This is a genomic window from Agrococcus sp. UYP10, from assembly GCF_040547205.1.
Taxonomy (GTDB): Bacteria; Actinomycetota; Actinomycetes; order Actinomycetales; family Microbacteriaceae; genus Agrococcus; species Agrococcus jenensis.
On the sequence record NZ_JBEPPG010000001.1, the window covers coordinates 449,916 to 468,451 of the forward strand.

Genomic DNA, 18,536 nt, shown 5'->3' on the forward strand with positions numbered 1-18,536 from the left:
GCGTACGGTGAGCACATGGCGCAGGTAGCAGCTCGAGCGGGACGCCTCGACTTCCTCGATGGCATACGCGGGGTCGCTTCGCTGATGGTCGTCTTCAGCCACACGGCCGAGTCGGCTTGGCCGGGCTTCGGCACCTGGTCGCACGCCCACATCGATCTCGGCCGCGTCGGCATCGTCGCCTTCTTCCTGGTCTCCGGGTACGTCGTCGGCCTGACCCTCAGCGGTCAGTCGCCGCGGACGTTCGCTGTGCGCCGCTTCTGGCGGCTCTACCCGGTCTACTGGCTGGCGACGTCGATCTGGGTCGTCGTCTGGCTGCTCGTCGGGAACGACATGCCGGCAGAGATGAGCGTCTGGGCCATCCTCGTGAACATCACCATGGTGCAGAGCATCTTCGGGATGTGGTCGATCCTCACCCCGGCGTGGACGCTCGGCATCGAGATCGCCTTCTATGCGCAGGCCATCGCCGCCAAGCTTTCCGGACGCTTCCACTGGGTGACGCTGGCAGGCTGGGTCTGGCTCGCCGCGTTCGCTGCCCTCGCCCTGTCGAACCTCGTGCGCGGCACGGCATACTCAGCCGTCATCCCGCTCATGCTGTGCACCGCATCGGTGGGGTTCGCGCTGTTCCGATGGGACACGGAGCGAGACCGACGACTCTGGCCGCTGCTCATCGCCGTTGTCGTGGGAGGCCCTGCCCTCGGCTTCGCCCTCGGCGTCGATCCTCAGCCCGGCATCTGGCCTCCGGTGGGCTTCGGGGCTTCCTACCTCGGAGGCTTCGTGCTCTTCGCCGTCTTCTGGTCGATCCGCAAGGTCGCACTGTCGAAGTGGCTGCTGTGGCTCGGCGCGGTCTCGTACTCGCTCTACCTCGTCCACGTCAGCGTCATCCAGGTGGTCGGACACACGCCGCTCTGGGACATCCCTCCGCTCGGCGCCGCGGCGGCGACCGTGCTGTCGCTGGTGGCAGCCGGTCTGCTGCACCGGTTCGTCGAGCGCCCGTCGACGAAGCTCGGGCGTCAGCTCACGACTCGGGTCGAACGCGCGCCGCTCCCAGTCCGGGAGGAATGAGCGAACAGGGCGCATGGCTGGGCCGCGAGCGAGCGCGCGGGCGGTGCCCCCGCTGGGGTTCGAACCCAGACTGGGCGGAGTTTAAGTCCGCTGCCTCTGCCGGTTGGGCTACGGGGGCCGGGCCCGTCGGCCCGCCTCCAAACCTAGAGCGCCGTCGATCGGTTCCGTCGAACCTGGAGAAGCGCTTCTAGGTCGGGGTACAGGTTCGATGTACGGTCAGCCCTAGGCCGACGCAGGCTGCGGACGGCCATCCGACATGAGGAGACCGACGTGAGAGCACGTGCTGGCGCAGCAGGCGCCATCGCAGCAGCGCTGCTGCTGACCGGATGCGGAGGCGCTGCAGGCAACGCCGAAGCCGACTTCGAAGCGGACCCGACCGGCGCGCTGAGCGGCTGGGGCTTCGAGAACACCGACGACGTGGGCCAGGCCCGCCTCGACCACGCCGCTGCGCAGCTCGAGGGCGTCGAGATCACGCTCGACCAGACCGCCTTCGACGCACAGAAGTTCACGACGCTCGCGGCGTCGGGCTCGATGCCCGACGTGGTGCAGATCGACCGCCAGTTCGTGGCGACCTACGCGGCGCAGGGGCTGCTCATGCCGCTCGACGCGTGCTTCGCGGCGAACGACGTCGACCCGCAGCAGCGCTGGTACCCGCAGGTGGTGCAGGACGTCACGTGGGAGGACCAGGTCTGGGCGGTGCCGCAGTTCTACCAGCCGCCGCTCATCCTCACGAACGCCCGCGTCATGGAGGAGGCGGGCGTCTCGGCCGAGGACCTCGACCCGAGCGACCCGGTCGGCCTCATCGACGCCGCCGAGGCCATGACGGCGACCGAGGGCGGCTCGATCTCGCGCGTCGGCTTCGACCCGCAGGGCGTCTCGAAGGCGGCGATGTGGATGCTGTCGTTCGGCGGCGGCATCGTCGACGAGTCGGGCGCTCCCACGCTCGACCGCGCTGAGAACGTGGAGGCCGCGGAGTTCCTGCAGCAGCTGTACGACGCGCAGGGCGGCTTCGCCGAGGTCTCGAGCCTCGTCGACTCGTTCGACATCTTCGGCGACGAGAACCCGTACGTGACCGACCAGGTCGGCGCGGCCGTGTTCGACCAGTGGTACGTCAACGTGCTGACGCCGTACGCCGAGCAGGTCGAGATCGGCGCGGTGCCGCTGCGCGACCAGGAGGGCGAGGACTTCACCGCTGCCGGCGGCTCGTCGTTCGTCATCCCGGCCGGCGCCGCCAACCCGTCGGCGGCGTGCGCGTGGGCGCTCCAGCTCACCTCGCCCGAGGCCTGGCAGGCCGCAGCCGAGGCGCGTGCGACGACGACCGAGGAGGAGCCTGAGCGGCTCGGCATCAACGCCGGCCTCTTCACCGGCTCGCCCGAGAGCGACACGGCGATCCGCGAGAACTTCGCGTCGGCCGAGGGCTTCCCCGGCTTCCAGGGCGCGATCGACGCCTACTACGACGTCGCCGCGGAAGGCACGTCACTCGGCGGCTCCCCCGCCGGCCAGCAGATCCAGACGGAGCTGCAGAACGCGATGCAGTCGATCCTGCTCGGCGACAGCTCGGCGGAGGACGCGCTCGCCGCGGCCCAGGAGGCCGCGCAGCGCGCCTACGACCAGGTGTCCACCGAGTAGCCGATCGTCAGAACGATGAGGGCGGGAGCGGCGATGCCGCTCCCGCCCTCACTGCGTGGGCTCCGTGCGCCGGGCGTCAGCCCTTCCGGCCGGAGGTGGCGAGGCCCTCGATGAACGAGCGCTGCCCGAAGGCGAAGAGGATGAGCATCGGCAGCGTGACGATGAGCGCCGCGACCATGACGTACTGGTAGTCGCCGTGGCCGCCGGTGGACGGGTCGTACTTCGTCATCGCGCTCGCGATGCCGAGCGGCACGGTGTAGCCCTCGGCCGAGCCGACGTTGAGGTAGATGAGCGCGCCCTGCAGGTTGTTCCAGCTGGCCTGGAACTCGAAGAGGAAGACGATCACGAACGACGGCACCGACAGCGGGAAGGCGATGCGCCAGAACTGGCCCCACGCGTTCAGGCCGTCGATCCGCGCCGCCTCGAACAGCTCCTTGGGCAGGCCGAGGAAGAACTGGCGCTGCAGGAAGATGTAGAACGCGGAGCCGAACAGGTTCGCGCCCCAGAGCGGCACGTTCGTGCCCACGAGCCCGAGCTGGTTCCAGATGAGGAACGACGGCACGAGCGTCACCGCGCCGGGCAGCATCATGGTCGCGAGCACCACGCCGAACAGCACCTTGCGGCCCGGGAAGCGGTAGTAGGCGAAGCCGAAGGCGACGAGCGAGCTCGACACCGTCACGAGCCCCGCGGCGAGGATCGCGACGAGCAGGCTGTTGCCGAGCCAGCTGAGCAGCGGCAGCTCCTGGAAGATCTGCACGTAGTTCTCGGGCACCCACGTCTGCGGGATGAGCCGGTTGTCGAACACCTCGCCGCGCGGCTTGAAGCTCGCCGCGAGCAGCCACGCGAACGGGTACAGGAAGAGGGCGCTGCAGATGAGCAGCAGCACCCAGCGCACCACCTCGAGGACGCGGCCGAGCGGGCTGAGCGCCGGGCCGCGCTCTCGGCGTCGCCGCGGGCGCGACTTCCCCGCGGGCGGCGGCGGCGTCGCACCGTCGGTGCGCTCGACCTCCTCCGCCTGCTCGGGCGTGAGGACGTAGGCCTCCTGGATGCGGCCGGGCTGGATGGGCGAGCTCATCGCGCGTCCTCGCTCTCGTAGTAGACGAACCGGTTGCCCACGCGCATCTGGATGAGCGAGATGACGAGGATGATGACGAACAGGAGCCACGCCATCGCAGCGGCGAAGCCGAAGTTGAACTGCCGGAAGGCCTGGTCGAACAGGTAGATCGCGTAGAACAGCGATGCATCCGAGGTCCCGGCCCCCGTCTGCCGATGGAAGAGCAGGAAGGCCTGGTCGAAGATCTGGAACGCCGCGATCGTGAGCACCAGCACGTTGAAGAAGATCGCCGGCGAGATCATCGGCACGGTGACGTTCCAGAAGCGCCGGCCGGCGCCCGCGCCGTCGAGCGACGCGGCCTCGTAGAGGTCCTTCGGCACGTTCTGCAGCGCGGCGAGGAAGATCACCATCGTGCCGGCGACGCCCCACAGCGTCATGAGCACGATCGACGGCTTGACCCACGCCGGGTCGAGCAGCCACTGCGGGCCCTGGATGCCGATGGCTGCGAGCCCGCGGTTGATGGCGCCCTGGCTGCCGTTCAGCAGCAGCAGGAAGACGGATGCCGTGGCCACCGCGGGCGTCATCTTGGGCAGGTAGAAGATGGTGCGGAAGATGCCCGCACCGCGGCGCGCGCTGTTGAGCAGCAGCGCGAGGCCGAGCGCCAGCACGATCTCGAGCGGCACCGCGAGCACCGCGTAGTAGAGCGTGTTCGCGAGCGCGATGCCGATCTTGGGGTCCTCGAAGAGCGCCTCGTAGTTCGCGAGCCCGACGGGGCGGGCCGTGTCGGTCGCCAGCTGGTAGCGGCTGAACGAGATCACGAGGCTGTAGACCATCGCACCGAGCGTGAAGACGAGGAAGCCGACGATCCACGGCGAGATGAAGAGGTAGCCCGTGAGCGCCTCGCGCCGCTGGCTCTTCGTCATGGGCGTCCTGGGTGCGCGCTTGCGTCGCCTGCCGCGATCGCCCGGCGGATCGCCGGGGAGCGTGGCGTCTGGAGCTGCGGTCGTCGTCGACACGGTGCCTCCTGGGGTCAGGCGGCCGGGTGGGAACCGCACTCCATGTAGTACCCCACTTCTCGGAGAAGCGCATCAGGTCTTCGAAGAAGCGATGGGGTACAGCGGCCCCCGCGGTGCGGTCAGCCGCGCTCGAGCACCGCCAGGAACCGCTCGGGCAGCATGACGTTCTCGGGCGCCGCGCGGAAGAGCGGCGCGATCTGCTCGGGCGTGTAGCCGGCGATGCCGCAGCCGATCTCGGTCACGAGCAGCTCGAGCTCGGGATGCTCGGCGGCGAAGGCGAGGAACGCCTGCACCTCGGTCTCGATCGTCGGCAGCCCGCTCATCGTGTCGATCGCGTAGGACTGGCCGTGCAGCCCGTGCCCCTCGCCCCAGACGGCGCCGAAGCGCTCGTGCGCCATCCGCGCGGCGCCCGCGCCGTGGTGCCCGGACGCGTTCGATCCGAAGACGAACACCTGGTGCGGCTCCAGCGCCTCGATCCTCATGCCGCGAGGATACGCCGGGGCTACCCTGGCGCCATGACCGTCCACGAGCGCGCCACGATCATCCCGCTGCCGGGCCACGCCCCGCACCTGCCGAAGTCGGTGCTCGTCATGCCCGGGGCCGTCATCGCGGGGGCCGTCTCGCTCGGCGATCGGGTGGGCATCTGGCCGGGGGCGAGCCTGCGCGCCGAGGAGGAGCCGATCACGATCGGCGACGACAGCAACGTGCAGGACTCCTGCTCGCTCCACGTCGACCACGGCTCGCCGCTGCGCATCGGCGCCCGCGTCTCGATCGGCCACAACGCGGTCGTGCACGGCTGCACCGTCGAGGACGACGTGCTCATCGGCATGCACGCGACCGTCATGAACGGCGCGGTGATCGGCACCGGCTCGATCATCGCCGCCGGTGCGCTCGTCACCGAGGGCACCGTCATCCCGGAGCACTCGCTCGTCGCGGGCGTGCCCGGCAAGGTGCGCCGCGAGACGACGGAGGACGAGCGCCGCGGCATCGCGCGCAACGCCGACGTCTACAGCAAGCGCATCCGCCTCTACGCCGACGCGATCCACACGCACTGAGGCTCGGCGCCGCGGCGCGCATCGGCGGCACGGGGGCTCGGCTGCCCTGGCGCTGTGGCGGGGCGGATGCGTAGGCTCGGCCGCAGCGGAGGGAGCGAGATGGCGATCGCACGCACAGGCACGGTCACCGAGCACGGTGAGTCGGCAGAGCTCACGCTCGAGCGCAGGGTCCCGGCCGACGCGATCGCGGTCTGGCCGTTCCTGACGGAGTCGCGCGAGCTCGGGATGTGGTTCGGCACCTACGCGGGCGACCCCGACTCGGGCGAGGTCGTCATGAGCATGACCGCCGAGGAGGGCGACGCGACGACCGCGGTCGAGATCCTCGACTGCCACGCGCCCGAGCACCTCGCGGTGCTCACCACCGACGAGCACGGCTCGTGGAGCCTCGAGGTCGAGGTGCTCGACGGCGGGCACGACGCCGGCTCGGGCGCCACGATCCGCTTCACCCACCACGACGTCGCGCTCTCGGCGCTGCCCGACATCGGCGCCGGCTGGGAGTGGTACCTCGACCGGCTGGTCGCCGCGCTCGCGGGGCAGCCGATGCCGGACTGGGACGACTACTACCCTGCGCTGCGCGACGCCTACGCCGCCTGACGCGCGGTCAGCGGGAGCGGACGGCCTTCTCCGCCATCTGCACGACGTTGTCGAGCAGCATGACGCGCGTCATCGGGCCGACGCCGCCGGGAACCGGCGACACCCATCCGGCGACCTCGCGCACACCGGGGTCGACGTCGCCGAGCAGCTTGACGCGGCCCGTCTCGGCCGAGAGCCCGCGCGTGATGCCCACGTCGAGCACCGCGGCGCCCGGCTTCACCCAGTCCGCCTTGATGAGCCCGGGCACGCCGACCGCCGCGACGACGATGTCGGCCTCGCGCACCTGCGCGGCGAGGTCGGGCGTGCGCGAGTGGCAGAGCGTGACGGTCGCGTCGATGCCCTTGCGGGTGAGCAGCAGGCCGAGCGGCCGACCCACGGTGAGCCCGCGGCCGACGACCGCGACGGTCGCGCCGGCGATCTCGATGTCGTGGTGCCGCAGCATCCGCACGATGCCCGCCGGCGTGCAGGGCAGCGGCGAGTCGATCGGGCCGTCGACGCCGAGCACGAGCCTGCCGAGGTTGACCGGGTGCAGGCCGTCGGCGTCCTTCGCCGGGTCCATCAGCTCGAGCATCGCGTGCTCGTCGTGCCCGGGCGGCAGCGGCAGCTGCACGATGTAGCCCGTCACCTCGCGCGCCTCGTTGAGGTCGCGGATGGCGGCGCGCACGTCGGCGGTCGAAGCCCCGTGCGGCAGGTCGACGCGGATCGACGTGATGCCGACGTCGGCGCAGTCGCGGTGCTTGCCCTTGACGTAGGACTGGCTCGCCGGGTCGTCGCCCACCAGGAGCGTGCCGAGCCCGGGCGTGAGGCCCTTCGCCTGCAGCCCCGTGACGCGGTCGCGGAGCTCCTCCTTGATCGCGGCCGCCGTGCGGTTGCCGTCGAGGATCTGCGCGGTCATCGCTCGACGCTCGATCCGAGCTCGTGCACCACCTCGGGCTGGCCGCTCGGGCCCACGCCGGGGTAGAGCGGCAGCGCCTGCGCGAGCGCCTGCACGCGCGTGCGGAGCGCGGGCAGGTCGGCGCCCGGCTGCAGCGCGAGCGCGATGACGTCGGCCACCTCGGTGAACTCCTCGTCGCCGAAGCCGCGGGTCGCGAGCGCCGGCGTGCCGATGCGGAGGCCGCTCGTCACCATCGGCGGGCGCGGGTCGTTCGGCACCGCGTTGCGGTTGACCGTGATCTGGATCTCGTGCAGGAGGTCCTCGGCCTGCTTGCCGTCGATCGCGGCCTCGCGGAGGTCGACGAGCACGAGGTGCACGTCGGTGCCGTTCGAGCGCACCGAGATGCCGGCATCCGCCACGTCCTGCTGCATGAGCCGCTCGGCGAGGATCTGCGCGCCGCGGATCGTGCGCTCCTGGCGCTCCTTGAACTCCTCGCTCGCGGCGAGCTTGAACGCCGTGGCCTTCGCGGCGATGACGTGCATGAGCGGGCCGCCCTGCTGCCCCGGGAAGACGGCCGAGTTGATCTTCTTCGCGATGTCGGCGTCGTTCGTGAGGATGAAGCCCGAGCGGGGGCCGCCGATGGTCTTGTGCACGGTCGACGAGACGACGTGCGCGTGCTCGACGGGGTTCGGGTGCAGCCCGGCGGCGACGAGGCCGGCGAAGTGCGCCATGTCGACCCAGAGCAGCGCGCCGACCTCGTCGGCGATCGCGCGGAACGCGGCGAAGTCGAGCTGGCGCGGGTAGGCCGACCAGCCGGCGATGATGACCTTGGGCTTGTGCTCGACGGCGAGGCGGCGCACCTCCTCCATGTCGACGCGGCTCGTCTCGGGGTCGACGCCGTAGGCGACGATGTCGTAGAGCCGGCCGGAGAAGTTGATCTTCATGCCGTGCGTGAGGTGGCCGCCGTGGTCGAGCGAGAGGCCGAGGATCGTGTCGCCGGGACGGGCGATCGCGTGCAGCACGGCGGCGTTCGCCGTCGCGCCCGAGTGCGGCTGCACGTTGGCGAACGCGGCACCGAAGAGCGACTTCGCGCGCTCGATCGCGAGCGACTCGGCGATGTCGACGGCCTCGCAGCCGCCGTAGTAGCGGCGGCCCGGGTAGCCCTCGGCGTACTTGTTCGTGAGCACGCTGCCGGCGGCCTCGAGCACGGCCACGGGCACGAAGTTCTCGCTCGCGATCATCTCGAGGTAGTCGCGCTGGCGGTCGAGCTCCTGCTGCAGCACGGCGGCGATCTCGGGATCGACCTCGAGCAGCGGGCTGTTGAAGGACGAGGGGAGGCGGTCGGACACGATGGCTCCTTCGGGCTCTGCGGCGCACGGGACGCCCGGCTTCTTGCACGCATGCTGCGTGGCCCAGGCGCGCGGCCGAATGTTCGCCGCTTCCCGGTGGTGCTCCACCTGTGCGCCAGTCGCGGCGCCTCCATCGTAGCCAACGGGCACGTGCCGGTGGGCGCGGTCAAGCGGCTCGCCGATCCTCGGGGAATGCTCATGCGCGGCGGCTTGTGGAGCGGAACGCGGCGCGGGACGCTGAGGCCACCATCCCCCGTGCGAAGGAGCACCATGAGCCTGATCGACCTCACCGGCAAGGTGGCCGTCATCACCGGCGGCGGCAGCGGCATCGGCCGCACCACCGCGACCCTCTTCGCGAGCCTCGGAGCGCAGGTCGTGGTGAGCGACATCGCCGAGACCGCGCACGAGACCGTCGCAGCGATCGAGGGCGACGGCGGCACCGCATCCGCGCACCTCGGGGACATCGGCGACGCCGCGGTCGCCGATGCGATCGTCGCGGCGGCGGTCGAGCGCTACGGGCGGCTCGACGTGCTCGTGAACAACGCCGGCATCATGGACCACTTCGCCGGCGCCGCCACCGTCGACGACGCGCTGTGGGACCGGGTGCTGCGGGTCAACCTCTCGGCGCCCTTCTACCTCACGCGCGCGGCGCTGCGGGTCATGCTGCCGCAGGGGTCCGGCTCGATCGTGAACATCGCGAGCGAGGCGGGCATCCGCGGCGCAGCGGCGGGCGCGGCCTACACCGCCTCGAAGCACGGCCTCATCGGCCTCACCCGCAACACCGCCTACACGTATGCGAAGCGCGGCATCCGGGCGAACGCGATCTGTCCGGGCGGCGTCGAGACGAACGTCATGACCGCCGACATCCAGCAGCACATCGACCAGGAGGGCATCGGCGCGCTCACGCCCGTGCACCAGTCGGCGATGCGCGTCGCGCAGCCGATCGAGCAGGCGAACCTCGCGGCGTTCCTCGCCTCCGACGCCGCGAGCAACGTCAGCGGAGCGATCATCCCCAACGACGGCGGCTGGTCGGCCGGCTGAGCCGCGGCCTGGCTCGAGCGCGCATCACCCGCACCAGCGGGACCCCGTCCACCCCTCGGGACCCGGTGGACCGGGTCCCCGCTGGTGGAGCGGGTCCCGGCGCGCGTGCTTGGATCGGCGCATGGCCGACGACCGCACCCGCTCGCTGCTGCTCGGGGCGCTGGACGCGCAGCGGCGCCACATCCTCGACGCGGTCGAGGGGCTGACGGATGCGCAGCTGCGCACACCGGCACTGCCGTCCGGCTGGTCGCCGATCGGCCTCGTGCGGCACCTGACGCTGGGCGGCGAGCGCTACTGGTTCCGCACGGTGATGGCGGGCGAGCCGCTGGACTACTGGCCGGCGGATCGGCCCGACATCGACGAGAGCAGGCCCGCAGACTGGCGCGTGGAGCCGTGCGAATCGACGGAGGCGGTGCTGCAGCAGTACCGCGACGCGATCGCGCGCGCCGACGAGCTCATCGCGCGGCTGCCGCTCGACGCTCCGCCCGCGCGGCCGGAGCCCGACTGGCCGGAGGGACGGTTCGCCGACCTCCAGGCGGTGCTCCTGCACGTGATCCTCGAGACCGCCACGCACGCGGGCCACCTCGACGCCGCGCGCGAGCTGATCGACGGCCAGCGGCACCTCGTGCTCTGATCCGCACGCGCAGAACGGGACCCCTCCCACCTTGCGGGACCCGGTCGACCGGGTCCCGGAGGGTGGAAGGGGTCCCGTCGGCGACTGGGGCCCCTCGGCGCTAGATGAGGCCGTCCGTGAGGTGGTTCGGCGTGCCGAAGCGGTGCGCCGTGATGGCGACCGCCTGCTCCCGCAGGAACGGCAGCAGCTCGAGCCGCCCGGCCTCCGTCACCGCGTGCGCGATGATCGCGAGGTCGGGGCGGCCGTCGACGGCCTCGGCGAGCGCTCGCACGCCACCCTCGACCGCGTCGTCCGCGGCGAGGTAGCGGATGCGTCCCTGCTCGAGCCGCGCGGCCGAGCGCCCGAAGGCGGCGTCGTCCTCGACCGTCACCGGGATGCTCGCGGAGGCGAGCGCCGCCCGCACGGCCGGCGCGGGCTCGATCGCGGTCGACACCCGCACCTCGGCACCGGCGCGCAGCGCCGCGGCGACGGTGCGGGCGAGCTGCGCGACGCGGCCGCCCTCGGCGAGGCGGATGACGACGCCCGGCATCGGCAGGTGGCGCAGGATGTCGCGCTCGGCGGAGAGCCGCTGCACGTCGATCGCGACGCCGAGCTCGGTCGCCCAGACGTGCTGGTCGCTGCCGGCCGCGCGCCGGAGCGCAGCGGCCTCGTCCGCGGTGACCGACGCATCCGCCGACCGCGCGAGCGTGTCGACCGCGTCGACGATCGCCTGCACCGCGGGCAGCTCGATCGCCTCGACCCGCCGCGCCTCGGCCGTGCGCCAGTCGACGAGCGGCATGAGGTAGCTCGGACCGCCCGCCTTCGTCGTCGGGCCGACGACCGAGCGCTTCCAGCCGCCGAACGGCTGCCGCTGCACGATCGCGCCGGTGATGCCGCGGTTGACGTAGAGGTTGCCCGCCTCGATCGTGTCGAGCCAGGTGCCGATCTCGTCGACGTCGAGCGAGTGGATGCCCGAGGTGAGGCCGTAGTCGACCTCGTTCACGACCGCGATCGCCTCCTCGAGCGTCTCGACGCGCATGATGCCGAGGATCGGGCCGAAGTACTCGGTGCGGTGGTACTCGCTGCCGCGGCGCACGCCGGCGCGCACGCCGGGGCTCCAGAGCTTGCCGTCGTCGTCGAGCCGCTTCGGCTCGATGACCCACGACTCGCCCTCGCCGAGGGTGGTCAGCCCCTCGAGCAGCTTGCCCTCGGCCGGCGCGATGATCGGGCCCATCTGCGCGGTGGGCTCCCACGGCATGCCGATCGTGAGCGAGCGCACGCCGTCGACGAGCTGGTTGTGCAGGCGCTTCGAGCGGCCCGCCTGCCCGACGAGGATGGCGAGCGACGCGGCCGAGCACTTCTGGCCGGCGTGGCCGAACGCGCTCGCGACGATGTCCTTCGCCGCGAGGTCGTAGTCGGCCGAGGGCGTGACGATGATGGCGTTCTTGCCGCTCGTCTCGGCGAGCAGCTGCAGGTCGGGGCGGATGCGCCGGAAGCCCTGCGCGGTCTCGAACCCGCCCGTGAGGATGACGCGCTCGACCCGCGGGTCGCCGATGAGCGCGTCGCCCAGCTCGCGAGCGCCGAGCTGCACGAGCTGCAGCACGTCCCTCGGCACGCCGGCCGCCCAGAGCGCCTCGACCATCGCGGCACCGGTGCGCGCGGTGGCGCGAGCCGGCTTGACGATGACGGATGCGCCGGAGGCGAGGGCCGCGAGCGTCGAGCCCGCGGGGATCGCGATCGGGAAGTTCCACGGCGGGGTCACCGCGATGAGCCGTGCCGGCACCGCGACGGCGCCGTCGACGCGGTCGAGGTCGCGGGCGCGCTCCGCGTAGTAGTGCGCGAAGTCGATCGCCTCGGAGACCTCGGGGTCGGACTGGTCGAGCGTCTTGCCCGCCTCGGCCGCGGCGACCTCCATGAGCTCGGCCCTGCGGGCCTCGAGCTCGACGCCCGCCCGGTGCAGGATCGCGGCGCGCTCGTCGCCCGAGAGCGCGCGCCAGCCGGCGTTCGCGGCGATCGCGGTCTCGATGGTCGACTCGAGCGCTGCCGCGTCGCGCAGCGTGGCGGCCTCGACGAGGTCGATGCCGATGCGCGAGTCGCGGGCCCGCTCGCGGATGCCCGCGGCCCAGGCCTGGTTGGCGGGCAGCGACGGGTCGCTGTCGGGCGCGTTGCGGAAACCCTGCTCGGCGACCTTCGTGGGGGCGTCCGTGCGGTCCTGAATGCGGTGGGTGGCGGGCGCCTCAGCGGCGAGCCCCTCGAGCGAGGCGAGGAAGCGGTCGCGCTCGCGCTCGAAGAGGTGCTCGTCCTTCGCGAGCTCGAACACGGCCGACATGAAGTTCTCGCGGCTCGCGCCCTCCTCGAGGCGGCGGATCAGGTAGGCGATCGCGACGTCGAACTCGGCCGGGTGCACGACCGGCGTGTAGAGCAGCAGGCCGCCGACGTCGCGGCGGACGACCTCGGCCTGGCCCTGCGCCATGCCGAGCAGCATCTCGAACTCGAGGCCGGCCTCCACGCCGCGCTGCTTCGCGAGCAGCCACGCGAAGGCGACGTCGAAGAGGTTGTGGCCGGCGACGCCGAGCCGCACCGCGCGCACGCGCTCGGGCGTGAGCGCCCAGGCGAGCACACGCTTGTAGTGGGTGTCGCTGTCCTGCTTCGTGTGCCAGGTCGCGAGCGGCCAGTCGTGCAGCGACGACTCAACCCGCTCCATCGGCAGGTTCGCGCCCTTGACGAGGCGCACCTTCACGGGCGCGCCGCCGTTCGCGATGCGCTCGGCCGCCCAGGTCTGCAGCCGCTCCATCGCGGGCAGCGCGTCGGGCAGGTACGCCTGCAGCACGATGCCGCCCTCGTAGCCCTCGAGCCCCGGCTCCTCGAGGATCCGCGTGAAGACCGCCATGGTCATCTCGAGGTCCTTGTACTCCTCCATGTCGAGGTTGATGAAGGTGCCGGTCGCGGCCGCGCGACGGTAGAGCGGCATCAGGCGCTCGATGACGTGCTCGACCGCGGCGTCGAACGCCCACGGCTGGTGCGGCGCGGTCGTCGCCGACACCTTGATCGAGACGTAGTCGACGTCCGGGCGCTCGATGAGCGCGCGGGTGCCCTCGATGCGGCGCTCCGCCTCGCGGTCGCCGAGCACCGCCTCGCCGAGCAGGTTCACGTTGAGCCGGGCGCCGGTGCCGCGGATGCGCGCGATCGCCGCGCCGAGGCGGGCGTCCGTCGCGTCGATGATGAGGTGGCCGACCATCTCGCGGAGCACGCGCCGCGCGATCGGCACGACGATGTGCGGGGCGAGCGGGGCGACGCCGCCGCCCAGCTTGAGCGCCTGGCGCATCGGCCAGGGCAGGAACGCCGGGGCCTTGCCGGCGATCTCGCGGAGGGTCTGCGCGGCGACGTGCACGTCCTCCGGACGCACGACGCCGTCGACGAAGCGCACCGCGAACTCGAGGCCCGCGGGGTCGCGGAGCACGCCGGCGAGCTGCTCGGCGCTCGCGTCGGCGGGGATCTGCTCGGCCTGCTCGAGCCACGTGCGCACCTGCGCGACGATCGCCGGAGCGAGGGCCCGGAGGCTCTCGAGCTCGGCGTGCGCCGCGGTCCCCTGCTGCGCGGCGTCCTGCTGCGAGGCGTCCTGCGGCGCGGTGTCCTGGGGCTCGGTGCCCTGCTCGGTCTTCTGCTCGATGCTGTGCTCGGTGGCGGCTGCGCCCATGCGGCTGCCCTCTCTCGATCGGACTGCGGACGCGCCGGCGCGCGCCGCGCCAAGTCTGCACCCGCCGACCATTCAGGTACAGTGACGGTTCGCGACGGATTCCCGTCACCCTCGACGATGCATCCGGAGGCCCTGTTGCTCGACGTCCGACGCCTGCGACTGCTGCGCGAGCTGCGGCTCCGGGGCACGATCGCCGCGGTGGCCGCTGCGCTCGCCTACGCGCCGAGCGCCGTCTCGCAGCAGCTCTCCGCGCTGGAGCGCGAGGTCGGCGTGCCGCTGACCCGCAAGCACGGCCGCCGGCTCGCGCTCACGCCCCAGGGCGAGCTGCTCGCGCAGCACGCGGAGGGCATCCTCGCCGCCCTCGAGTCGGCGGAGCGCGCCGTGGCCGCATCGCTCGGCCGCCCCGTCGGCACCGTGCGCGTCGCCGTCTTCCAGTCGGCCGCGCTCGGGCTCGTGCCGCAGATGCTGCGGATCCTCGCCGAGACCGCGCCGGAGGTGCGGGTCGAGATGGTGCAGCGCGAGCCCGAGACCGCGCTCTACGACACCTTCGTCGGCGACTTCGACCTCGTGGTCGCCGAGCAGTACCCGGGCCACGCGGCGCCGCAGCACCCGGGTCTCGACCGGCAGCTGCTCATGACGGATGCGCTGCGGCTCGCGGTGCCGCCCGACAGCCCGGTCGAGCGCCTCGCCGATGCCGCCCACCTCGCGTGGGTGATGGAGCCGGTGGGCGCGGCCTCGCGCCACTTCGGCGAGCAGCAGTGCCGGGTCGCGGGCTTCGAGCCCGACGTGCGGTTCGCGACCGCCGACCTGCAGGCGCAGATGCGGCTGATCGAGACGGGCCACGCGGTCGGGATCATGAACGACCTGACGTGGGCCGGCGCTGACGTCGGCTTCCGCGCGCTCGACCTGCCCGGCGCACCGCGCCGCGAGGTCTTCACGGCAGCGCGCACCGCCTCCGAGAGCAGTCCCGCGATCGCCGCCGTCCGCGAGGCGCTCGCCGCAGCGGTCCCGGCCGGTCTCTGACCCGGGACCGACGCCGCATGGGGTCGGCGCAGCGGTCCGCTCAGCCGATGGCGGTGCCGCGGAAGCACGTGGTCGTGGCCCCGCCGACCCACACCGTGCCGTCCCCATCGACGTCGATGACGATCTCCCCCGCGCGGCCGAGGCGCTGCCCCTGCGAGACGACGTAGGAGCCCGATACGGCGCCCGACGCGGCGAGCCACTGGCCGACCGAGGCGTTCATGCTGCCGCAGACCGGATCCTCGGGGACGCCGATGCGAGGCGCGAACGAGCGCATCTCGTACGCGTGCGGCGAGCCCTCCGGGTAGGCGCCGATCGCGCCGAGCATCGCCGTCGGGATCTGCGAGAGGTCGGGCTCGAGGTCGAGCACCTCCTGCGCGGTCGCGAGCTGGAGCACGCACCAGCCGGGGCCGTTGTCGACCCACTGGTGGGCGAGCACCTGCGAGCGCTCGATCCCGAGCGCGGCCACGATCTGCGCGAGGTCCGCGTCGTCGATGTCGCCCGTGCGGCGCAGCGGCGGGGCGGCGAACGAGAGCACCGCACCGCGCCGGATGGGGATGAGCCCGGCCTCGCACTCCTGCACGATGACGTCGCTCGAGCGCGGCACGCCCCCGTGCTCGAGCCACGCGTGCGCCGAGCCGAGCGTCGGATGGCCCGCGAACGGCAGCTCGCCGCCGGGCGTGAAGATCCGCACGCGGTAGTCGGCCTCCGGCGTCGTGGCCGTCGAGACGAACGTGGTCTCGGAGAGGTTCGTCCAGCGCGCGATGCGCTGCATGCGCTCGTCGTCGATCCCCTCCGCGTCGAGCACGACGGCGACGGGATTGCCGAGGTACGGCGTGGTCGAGAACACGTCGATCTGTGCGAAGTCGTGCACCTGGGTCATCGTGGACCTCCTCTTCGACGACAGGCTCGCACGGCGCGCCGGGCGCAAGCCCGTCCACTCCGAGCGAACTGGTCGGCACGCGCTCGGTGAGTCACGCGACGGACGACGTAGCATGGCATCGTCGACAATCCGACGATCGGCTCGGAGCGCGACCTCGAACGGGAAGCGGTGGAGCATGGCGGCACTCGAGACGGACGTCGTGATCGTGGGGGTCGGCTCCGTCGGGAGCATGGCCGCGTGGCAGGCCGCGTCGCGCGGGCTCCGCGTCATCGGCGTCGACCGCTTCTCGATCCCCGGACCCTTCTCGGCCTATGCGGGCGAGTCGCGGCTCTTCCGCAAGGTCTACGCCGAGGGTGGCCACTACACGCCGCTCCTGCAGCGCTCGCAGGACCTCTGGCGCGAGCTCGAGCGACGCAGCGGCACGTCGCTGCTGCGCACCACCGGCGGTGCGGTCACGTTCTACGACGAGCAGAACCCCGTGCTCGCGCGGTACCTGACGGCCGCGCGCGACCAGGGCCTCGCCCACGAGCTGCTGCGCGGCGACGAGGCGCGGGCGCGCTTCCCCGAGCACGTCGTCCGCGACGGGGACGTCGCGGTGTTCGACCCGGAGGGCGGCTACCTGAAGTCGGAGCGGGCCGTGGTCGCCGCGCTCGCCGAGGCGACGCGGCTGGGCGCGCGGTTCCTGGGCGGGCGCAGGGCGCACGCCGTCGAGGCGCACGGCGATCGGTACGTCGTCAGGACCGATCAGGAGGAGATCGTCGCCGGTCGGGTGATCATCGCGCAGGGCACGGGCGCCGGGGCGGTCGGGAGGGAGCTCGGCGTGCACGTCGCCGTGCGGCCGCAGGTGCTCACCTGGTTCCCCACGGTCGAGCCGCAGTCGTTCAGCCGCGAGGACCTCCCCGTGTTCCTCCGCCGGGCGGAGGAGGACGGGCGCGCGGACAGCGCCCGCTTCTACGGGTTCCCGAGCGCCGACGGCTGGACCGTGAAGGTCGCCGGCAGCGTCTACATGGACGAGGTCGAGTCGATGGAGCAGCCGCCGTCGTGGGACCCCTCGTACCTCGATCCGGTCATGGCCTGGGTGCGCGAGTTCCTCCCCGGGCTCATCCCCGAGCCCGTCAGGGTGGCGCTCTGCGCGGACGGCTACACGCCCGACGACACCGGCCTGCTGGGCACGGTGCCCGGCATGGAGGGCGTCGCCGTGGCGGTCGGCTTCTCGGGGCACGGCTTCAAGATGGCGTCGGCGATCGGCGCCGTCGCGATCGAGCTCGCGGTCGACGGGTCGACCGCGACCGACGTCGGCTTCATGGCCGCCGACCGCTTCCTGGCGCCGGGCACCCGGCTCTCGCGGCTCGCGCTGCGCTGAGCCTCGGTCGGCGGGTCGCGGTCAGCGGCGCGCGAGGTCGCGTCGGTGCAGCAGCGCGTCGGTGCCGACGAGCACGAGCGCGATCGCGAGCCCGGCGAAGAGCAGCCACGGCAGCGCGGCGACCCCGAGCGACTCGAGCACGAGGCCGCCGAGCAGCGCCCCCGCGCCGATGCCCACGTTGAAGCCGGTCGTGTACCAGGCCGACGCCTGCTGCAGGATGCGCTCGGAGGCCGCCTGCAGCTGCCGCGTCTGCAGCAGCGCCGGCAGCGCGCCGAGCGCGAACGCCCACACCATCCCCGCCACGACCGTCAGCACCACCTGCTGCGAGAGGCCGAGCACGAGCATCGCCAGCAGGCCGGTCGCCATCATCGCGAGCGTCGACGCGGTGGGCCGCCGTCCGAGCCAGAGCGCGATCGCGACGACGGCGACGATCCCGACGATGCCGTAGGCGAGCAGCGCGCCCGAGAGCCACGACTCCGGGATGCCCGCGTGATCGACGAGGAACGGCGAGACGTAGGTGTAGAGCGCGTAGTGGCCGAGCATCACGACCATCGTCGACAGGATCGACAGCGCGACGCCGCGCACGCTCTTGCCCGGCTCCGGGATCGGCACCGCGACCGAGCCGGTCGAGGTGGTGGCGGTGTCGCGCAGGTGGTCGACCGCCGGCAGCAGCCGCCAGACGGCGACCGCGACCACGAGGCATACGACGCCGAAGAGCGCGAACGACCAGCGCCATCCGATGAGCTGCCCGAGCAGCGTCGCGAGCGGCAGGCCGAGCACGTAGGCGAACGAGCCGCCCGTCGAGGTGATGGCGACGGCGCGCGCGAGCTGCTGCGGCTGCACGAGGTAGGCGGCGTAGGCGCCGACGACGGTCCAGAAGATGCCGTGCACGATGCCGCCGATGACGCGGAAGGCGACCGACCATGCGTAGTCGGGCGCGAGCGCCGAGCCGAAGCAGCTCGCCGCGAAGACGACGAGCACCGTGATCACGAGCAGGTGCCGCGGCACGCGACGCGTGAGGCGTATGAGCGTGGTCGAGGATGCGACGACCGTGAACGCGAAGATCGTCACGAGCAGGCCGATCGCGCCCTCCCCCACGCCGAGCTCGCGGCTCATCGGCAGCAGCAGGCCCATCGGGAGCATCTCGACGGTGATGTTCGTGAACACCGCGAGCGCCAGCACGAGCAGCGCCGCCGTCGGGAAGGCGTCCTGGGTGCTCCCCTGCGCCATCGCCCGCTCGCTCACGACCGGCAAGCCTACGGCCACCCGGCGGCGGCGACGCCTTG

At 72.4% G+C, this 18,536-nt stretch carries 16 protein-coding genes, 1 tRNA gene and 1 riboswitch; of the genes, 8 read left to right on the plus strand and 9 right to left on the minus strand.

Annotation, left to right across the window (positions count from 1 at the left end; genetic code table 11):
* Window positions 1-15: 15 nt before the first annotated feature.
* Window positions 16-1,062 carry an acyltransferase family protein gene (locus tag ABIB37_RS02235; protein WP_354256195.1) on the plus strand — a complete coding sequence of 349 codons (1,047 nt, stop codon included), beginning with the start codon at window positions 16-18 and terminating at the stop codon, window positions 1,060-1,062.
* Window positions 1,063-1,106: 44 nt separating this feature from the next.
* On the opposite strand, the gene ABIB37_RS02240 is transcribed toward ABIB37_RS02235, so the two are convergent.
* Window positions 1,107-1,180 (minus strand) — tRNA-Leu (locus ABIB37_RS02240).
* Between the two features lie 152 nt (window positions 1,181-1,332).
* Here ABIB37_RS02240 and ABIB37_RS02245 point away from each other — a divergent pair.
* A complete protein-coding gene (locus ABIB37_RS02245) occupies window positions 1,333-2,691 on the plus strand; it encodes an ABC transporter substrate-binding protein (protein ID WP_354256198.1) in 1,359 nt (452 codons plus the stop codon).
* A 76-nt stretch (window positions 2,692-2,767) separates the two neighbouring features.
* Here the strand turns inward: ABIB37_RS02245 and ABIB37_RS02250 are convergent, their stop codons facing one another.
* From ABIB37_RS02250 to ABIB37_RS02260, 3 genes are all read right to left on the minus strand, one after another.
* Window positions 2,768-3,766 (minus strand): carbohydrate ABC transporter permease, encoded by a 999-nt coding sequence (locus ABIB37_RS02250; protein ID WP_354256201.1) that lies wholly within the window; start codon window positions 3,764-3,766, stop codon window positions 2,768-2,770.
* The gene (locus ABIB37_RS02255; RefSeq protein ID WP_245990064.1) at window positions 3,763-4,668 is read right to left on the minus strand and encodes a carbohydrate ABC transporter permease; all 906 of its coding nucleotides are present in this window, start codon (window positions 4,666-4,668) and stop codon (window positions 3,763-3,765) included. Before ABIB37_RS02255 ends, ABIB37_RS02250 begins: the two co-directional genes overlap by 4 nt.
* Window positions 4,669-4,880: 212 nt before the next feature.
* Window positions 4,881-5,243, minus strand: coding sequence for an A1S_2505 family phage non-structural protein (locus ABIB37_RS02260; RefSeq protein WP_354256204.1), 363 nt, complete (start codon window positions 5,241-5,243; stop codon window positions 4,881-4,883).
* A gap of 33 nt (window positions 5,244-5,276) precedes the next feature.
* On the opposite strand from ABIB37_RS02260, the gene ABIB37_RS02265 reads away from it, so the two are divergent.
* Window positions 5,277-5,816, plus strand: coding sequence for a gamma carbonic anhydrase family protein (locus tag ABIB37_RS02265; RefSeq protein ID WP_354256207.1), 540 nt, complete (start codon window positions 5,277-5,279; stop codon window positions 5,814-5,816).
* A 99-nt stretch (window positions 5,817-5,915) separates the two neighbouring features.
* Window positions 5,916-6,410, plus strand: coding sequence for an SRPBCC domain-containing protein (locus tag ABIB37_RS02270; protein ID WP_354256210.1), 495 nt, complete (start codon window positions 5,916-5,918; stop codon window positions 6,408-6,410).
* A 7-nt stretch (window positions 6,411-6,417) separates the two neighbouring features.
* Here the strand turns inward: ABIB37_RS02270 and ABIB37_RS02275 are convergent, their stop codons facing one another.
* Window positions 6,418-7,305, minus strand: a complete 888-nt coding sequence (locus tag ABIB37_RS02275) for a bifunctional methylenetetrahydrofolate dehydrogenase/methenyltetrahydrofolate cyclohydrolase (RefSeq protein ID WP_123697158.1) — start codon at window positions 7,303-7,305, stop codon at window positions 6,418-6,420.
* Window positions 7,302-8,633, minus strand: a complete 1,332-nt coding sequence (glyA, locus tag ABIB37_RS02280; protein ID WP_123697157.1) for a serine hydroxymethyltransferase — start codon at window positions 8,631-8,633, stop codon at window positions 7,302-7,304. Before glyA ends, ABIB37_RS02275 begins: the two co-directional genes overlap by 4 nt.
* 54 nt (window positions 8,634-8,687) lie before the next feature.
* Window positions 8,688-8,766, minus strand: a riboswitch (ZMP/ZTP riboswitch).
* A gap of 137 nt (window positions 8,767-8,903) precedes the next feature.
* Here glyA and ABIB37_RS02285 point away from each other — a divergent pair.
* Both ABIB37_RS02285 and ABIB37_RS02290 read left to right on the plus strand, forming a co-directional pair.
* Window positions 8,904-9,674, plus strand: coding sequence for an SDR family NAD(P)-dependent oxidoreductase (locus ABIB37_RS02285; RefSeq protein ID WP_354256214.1), 771 nt, complete (start codon window positions 8,904-8,906; stop codon window positions 9,672-9,674).
* A gap of 121 nt (window positions 9,675-9,795) precedes the next feature.
* On the plus strand, window positions 9,796-10,308 hold the full coding sequence (locus ABIB37_RS02290) for a DinB family protein (RefSeq protein ID WP_354256216.1): 513 nt from the start codon (window positions 9,796-9,798) through the stop codon (window positions 10,306-10,308).
* 100 nt (window positions 10,309-10,408) lie between these two features.
* Here ABIB37_RS02290 and ABIB37_RS02295 read toward each other — a convergent pair whose 3' ends face one another.
* Entirely contained in the window at window positions 10,409-13,984 is a 3,576-nt protein-coding gene (locus ABIB37_RS02295) for a bifunctional proline dehydrogenase/L-glutamate gamma-semialdehyde dehydrogenase (RefSeq protein ID WP_354256219.1), read from the minus strand.
* Between the two features lie 135 nt (window positions 13,985-14,119).
* Between ABIB37_RS02295 and ABIB37_RS02300 the strand changes: the two genes are divergently transcribed.
* Complete coding sequence (locus tag ABIB37_RS02300; protein WP_354256221.1) at window positions 14,120-15,007, plus strand: LysR substrate-binding domain-containing protein; 888 nt, start codon at window positions 14,120-14,122, stop codon at window positions 15,005-15,007.
* A gap of 40 nt (window positions 15,008-15,047) precedes the next feature.
* Here the strand turns inward: ABIB37_RS02300 and ABIB37_RS02305 are convergent, their stop codons facing one another.
* Window positions 15,048-15,887 (minus strand): PhzF family phenazine biosynthesis protein, encoded by an 840-nt coding sequence (locus ABIB37_RS02305; RefSeq protein ID WP_354256224.1) that lies wholly within the window; start codon window positions 15,885-15,887, stop codon window positions 15,048-15,050.
* 175 nt (window positions 15,888-16,062) lie between these two features.
* On the opposite strand from ABIB37_RS02305, the gene solA reads away from it, so the two are divergent.
* Complete coding sequence (solA, locus tag ABIB37_RS02310) at window positions 16,063-17,250, plus strand: N-methyl-L-tryptophan oxidase (protein WP_354256226.1); 1,188 nt, start codon at window positions 16,063-16,065, stop codon at window positions 17,248-17,250.
* Between the two features lie 21 nt (window positions 17,251-17,271).
* Here the strand turns inward: solA and ABIB37_RS02315 are convergent, their stop codons facing one another.
* The gene (locus ABIB37_RS02315; RefSeq protein ID WP_354256229.1) at window positions 17,272-18,495 is read right to left on the minus strand and encodes an MFS transporter; all 1,224 of its coding nucleotides are present in this window, start codon (window positions 18,493-18,495) and stop codon (window positions 17,272-17,274) included.
* Window positions 18,496-18,536 lie beyond the last annotated feature (41 nt).